We start from the raw sequence: 5,029 nt of genomic DNA on the forward strand, positions 1-5,029 counted from the left end.
AGACCCACAGCGCCGATGGTACTGCACCCGGGAGGGTGTGGGAGAGTAGGTCACCGCCGGACACACACTAAAAAAGGGTCGAGGCCCCAACCACCACGGTTGGGGCCTCCCACATTTAACACCCACCCAAACCCTCTCGCACCTAATGCACCCCTTCCCGGCATCCCCTTCCACCTTGTGAAGGCCCCCGGACGGACCCTCACCCACTTGATGCAGGCACCCCTACCGGGGATCCTCTCTCACTTGATGGGGCTTTCACGGGGGATCCTCTCTCACTCCCTGCCGGCAATACCCCCCCACCCCCGCTTCGAGTGAGAGAGCATCCCGACAAACCCCACATCAGGTGAGAGAGCATCCCGGGAAACCGGACATCGAGTGAGAGAGCGTCGCAGGGGAGGGCCGGTAAATGAGTCAAAGGGCGTCCGCCGGCGGCTTCGGCCTAGACTTGCAGCCATGACCTCGAGTTCCAGCGTCCCCCAGGTTCGCCGAGCGACCATCCTGGACGTGGCGGCCGCTGCGGGGGTCTCCCGGCAAACCGTTACCCGTGCCATGAACGACATGCCCGGAATCAGCGCTTCCACGCGGGAGCGCGTCCAGCAACTGGCGGCAGAACTCGGGTATTCCCCCAGCCGGTTCGCCAAGGGCCTGGTACAGGGCGCCCGGACATCGCTGGGACTCGCGATCCCTGATCTGACCAACCCCTACTTTCCGGCCTTTGCTTCCAGCGTGGTTGAAGAAGCCACGCAACGGGGCTGGAACGTGGTGGTTGATGATTTTGGCCACGGGAGTGGAAGCGGACTGGACGCCGTTGCCCGGCTGGGTCCACAGGTTGACGCGCTCGTGGGTTATCTGGGTGCCAGCTCAACTGAGGCCCAGTCCATGATGGGCCGCCGCCCAGTGGTTGTCCTCGACTATCCGTCGGGCCAGGCGGCCGGCCTCATCTCCTTCGACTACGCGTACGCGGCACAACTGGCCCTGGAACGCCTGAACTCCGCACAGTGCAGGCGTATCGCCTACCTCGATGCGGACCTGGAGGGGGCTGCCACCACCCGCGGGCTGGCCGTCGCTGCAGCCGCAGCCGATGCCGGCATTGAGCTGACGCTCCGGCAGTCAGCGGACTCCGCCTCCGCAGCCCGGGAAGCAGTCCGCTCCATGCTCGAGCACGACGGCGGGATTGACGGGCTTCTGGTGTTCAACGACCTCATGGCGGCAGGGGCACTCAAGGCCTTGCACGACGCAGGCCGCAGGGTTCCGGAGGATTGTGCCGTGATCGGCATGGACGGCATACCACTCGGCGAGCTGGTGACGCCGGAGCTGACCACGCTCTCACTAGACCTGAGGGCGGTAGGACGGGCCGCCGTCGACCTCGTGGACAATCTGATGTCCGGCAGGATCCAGGCAGGAAGCCCGGACAGCGAGCTGTTCCTCAAACACCAGCTCGTGCTCCGCCAGTCGGCCTGACCCTACTCAAACCACGTAATAGAGGCTAGGCTTGCATGCGGTACGTGAACGTTCACGTAGTCATAAGACTCCCCGAAGCAAGGAAGCCCATGTCTGTCGAAACACCGTCCGCGCTGGCGGATAGCAGCCCGCACACCGCCTCCGGTTCAGCCGGCCGGAGCCTGGAGCTTGGCGCCGCGGATATCCAGGATCTGGAATCCTTTGAGGCCGGCCGGGGCGCCCTGCCCGCGCGCGCCTACCTTCAGAGCGACGCCCCACGGCTGTCGCTGAATGGTGAGTGGCAGTTCCGGCTCAGCCCTGGAAGCCGGGTAGCACCTGATGATGGCTGGCAGCTGGGCGAGGCGCTGAACGGGTTCGAGAGCCTGCCGGTGCCGTCCAGTTGGCCTATGCACGGACATGGCGCACCGGCCTACACGAACGTCCAGTTCCCCTTCGCCGTGGAACCGCCGCACGTTCCGGAGGCCAACCCCATCGGTGACCACCTGGTGGTGTTTGAGGCCGGGCCCGAGTTCTTCCCGCATGCCCTCCTGCGGTTCGACGGCATCGAGTCCGCAGGAACCGTATGGCTGAACGGAGTGGAACTCGGAACCACCCGCGGAAGCAGGCTCGCCCACGAATTCGACGTCTCCGGGATCCTGGAGCAGGGGGAAAACACCCTCGCTGTCCGCGTCGCCCAGTTCTCGGCCGCCAGCTACGTGGAGGACCAGGACATGTGGTGGCTTCCGGGGATTTTCCGCGACGTCACCCTGCAGGCCAGGCCCGCGGCCGGCATTGACGACGTCTTCGTCCACGCCGGCTACGACCACATCACAGGCGAAGGCATCCTCAAGGTCGAGGCGAGCCGGGGCGGCCAGGCGATTGACGCCGTCGTCCGCGTTCCGGAACTGGCCCTGGAACTGGCCGCCGGCACGGAGGTGCGTGTCCCCGCCGTCGAGCCCTGGTCCGCGGAGGTCCCGAAGCTCTACGAGGCGGCCGTCAGCGCCGCCGGCGAGTCCGTCGCACTCCAGATTGGCTTCCGCAGCATCGCCATCGAGGACGCGCAGTTCAAGGTCAACGGGCGGCGGATCCTGCTGCGCGGCGTGAACCGCCACGAGCACCATCCACGGCTTGGCCGGGTGGTGCCACGCGACGTGGTGGAGGCAGAGCTGCGGCTCATGAAGCAGCACAACATCAACGCAATCCGGACCTCGCACTACCCGCCCCATCCGGAGTTCCTCGCCCTGGCGGACCAACTGGGCTTCTACGTTGTGCTCGAATGCGACCTGGAAACACACGGCTTTGAGAGCGCCGGATGGGCCCAGAACCCCAGCGACGATCCCCAGTGGGAGGATGCCCTGGTAGACCGCATGCGCCGCACGGTTGAGCGCGACAAGAACCACGCCTCGGTGGTCATGTGGTCCCTGGGCAACGAGGCCGGCACCGGCAGGAACCTGGCGGCCATGTCGCGCTGGACCAAGGACCGGGATCCGTCCCGCCCCATCCACTACGAGGGAGACTGGTCCTCGGAGCACGTCGACGTGTACTCGCGGATGTACGCCAGCCAGGCCGAAACGGCCCTGATCGGCCAAGGGATAGAGCCCGCCCTGGAAGATGCCGGGCTGGACGCCCGGCGCCGGGCTATGCCCTTTGTCCTCTGCGAATATGTGCATGCCATGGGTAACGGCCCCGGTGGAATGAGCGAATACCAGGCTCTTTTCGAAAAGTACCCGCGCCTGATGGGAGGCTTCGTGTGGGAGTGGCTGGAGCATGGCATCACTGTCTCAACCGCCGATGGTGTTGACCATTACGGCTATGGCGGCGACTTCGGTGAGGAAGTTCACGACGGCAACTTCGTCACCGACGGGCTTGTTGATGCTGACCGCAGGCCCCGGCCCGGGCTGCTGGACTTCAAGAAGGTCATAGAGCCGCTGCGCATCGACGTCGCCCGCGATTGGACAGGCTTCACCCTTCGCAACGGCCAGGACTTCGCGGACACCTCCGCGTTCAGCTTCCGCTATGAAGTGGAGGCCGACGGCGGCGCGCTCGACGGCGGGACGGTGGACGTTGCGCCCGTTGCGCCTCAGTCCGAAACAGTTGTGGAGCTGCCTGGCAGCGTCGCTGCTCTCGCCGCAGGGCTGTCCGACGGCAGGCCTGCAGTGCTCACCGTTCGTGCGGTCCTCGGCGCTGATTCCGCCTGGGCGGACGCGGGACACGAGGTGGCCTGGGGGCAGTCGGTCCGGGAGCCGGGCGCTCCCGTTCCGCCGGCGCCTGTTGAACCCGTCCAGGTGCAGGACAGCGAACTCACGCTCGGGCCGGTTGTCTTCAGCCGCGCCACCGGCATGCCTGCCTCGATTGGCGGTGTCCCTGTGGAGAAGCTGGGACTGACCCTGTGGTGGGCTCCTACCGATAACGACCTTGGCCGGGAGTGGGGCGGCGCCGACGAGCGGCCGCTGGCCACTCAGTGGAAGGATGCCGGACTCAACCGGCTCCACACCCGGCTGCTGGGCATCTCGGCGAACCCCGGGCAGGATGGCGGCGAAACCCTGACGGTCCGCACCCGTGTGAGCGCAGCCGACAAACAGTACGGCGTGCTTGTGGACTACACCTGGAGCACTGACGGGGAAACAGTGGGGCTCCGGACCCAGGTGCGGCGTGATGGCACGTGGGTCAACCGCGGCTTTGAGGTCGAATGGGCGCGGATAGGGCTGGAATTTGTTTTGGGTGAAGAGACAGAATTGGTGAGCTGGTTTGGCCAGGGCCCCCACCAGAGTTACCCGGACACCGGGCAGGGGGCACGGGCGGGCTGGTTCTCCCTGCCCCTGGCGAAGATGGATGTGGAGTACGTGCGGCCGCAGGAATGCGGTGCCCGGTCAGGTTCCCGGTCCGCTGCACTGCAGCTTGGCGGCCGGACGCTTGAGATCTGCGGTGATCCCTTTGCCCTGACAGTGAGGCCCTACAGCCAGGATGTGTTGGACGCAGCGGCCCACCGCCCGGACTTGAAGGCCGACGGGCGCACTTACCTGTACGTGGACCACGCGCTGCGGGGGGTAGGGACCGCTGCCTGCGGCCCCGGCGTGCTGGAGCAATACCGCCTCAAGCCGCGGGACGCCGACTTCATACTGACCCTGAAGGTGCGCAGCTGAGGAAGCGCACATATGTGAGCCAGTACATACTGCGGCATGTCCGCTTGCTGAGGGCATGAAGCGGGCTCCAGGCCTCCGAAAGCCCCGGAATTGCGGGGTTTTCGGAGACGTGGGGCTCGTTCAGGGCGGAATTTGCGGACCGCCCGCCAGCCGTGTATTGTTTTCTGAGTCGCCGCCGCTGAAGCGGAAAAATAGCGGCCAACCCCCTTGCAAACAGCCTGAAAATGGTTCGCCTCCTGGCGCGCCGGATATAGGCGGGGACGGTTGAAGAGGAGCGCAAAGAGCCGGAAACGCCGATTTGCAAAGATCCTCGAAAGCCGGTAAGTTTGTGAAGTTGCTCCGGAGCGATTCATGGCCTGTGAAGTGGTTGTGGTGGTGCCGGGTGTGTCTGTTGTTTGAGAACTCAATAGTGTGCCAAGTTTGTTGATACCAATTGTTTTAGTGAT

Annotated in this window: 2 protein-coding genes; both read left to right on the forward strand. The window is 65.4% G+C overall.

What is annotated here, in order from left to right:
* Positions 1–453: 453 nt before the first annotated feature.
* A complete protein-coding gene (locus ACKAE7_RS20420; protein ID WP_190614754.1) occupies positions 454–1,461 on the forward strand; it encodes a LacI family DNA-binding transcriptional regulator in 1,008 nt (335 codons plus the stop codon).
* An 89-nt stretch (positions 1,462–1,550) separates the two neighbouring features.
* Positions 1,551–4,583, forward strand: a complete 3,033-nt coding sequence (locus ACKAE7_RS20425) for a glycoside hydrolase family 2 TIM barrel-domain containing protein (protein ID WP_408980152.1) — start codon at positions 1,551–1,553, stop codon at positions 4,581–4,583.
* Positions 4,584–5,029: the final 446 nt, after the last annotated feature.

Origin of the sequence: Pseudarthrobacter sp. NKDBFgelt, assembly GCF_046097905.1 — a bacterium.
Classification (GTDB): domain Bacteria; phylum Actinomycetota; class Actinomycetes; order Actinomycetales; family Micrococcaceae; genus Arthrobacter; species Arthrobacter polychromogenes.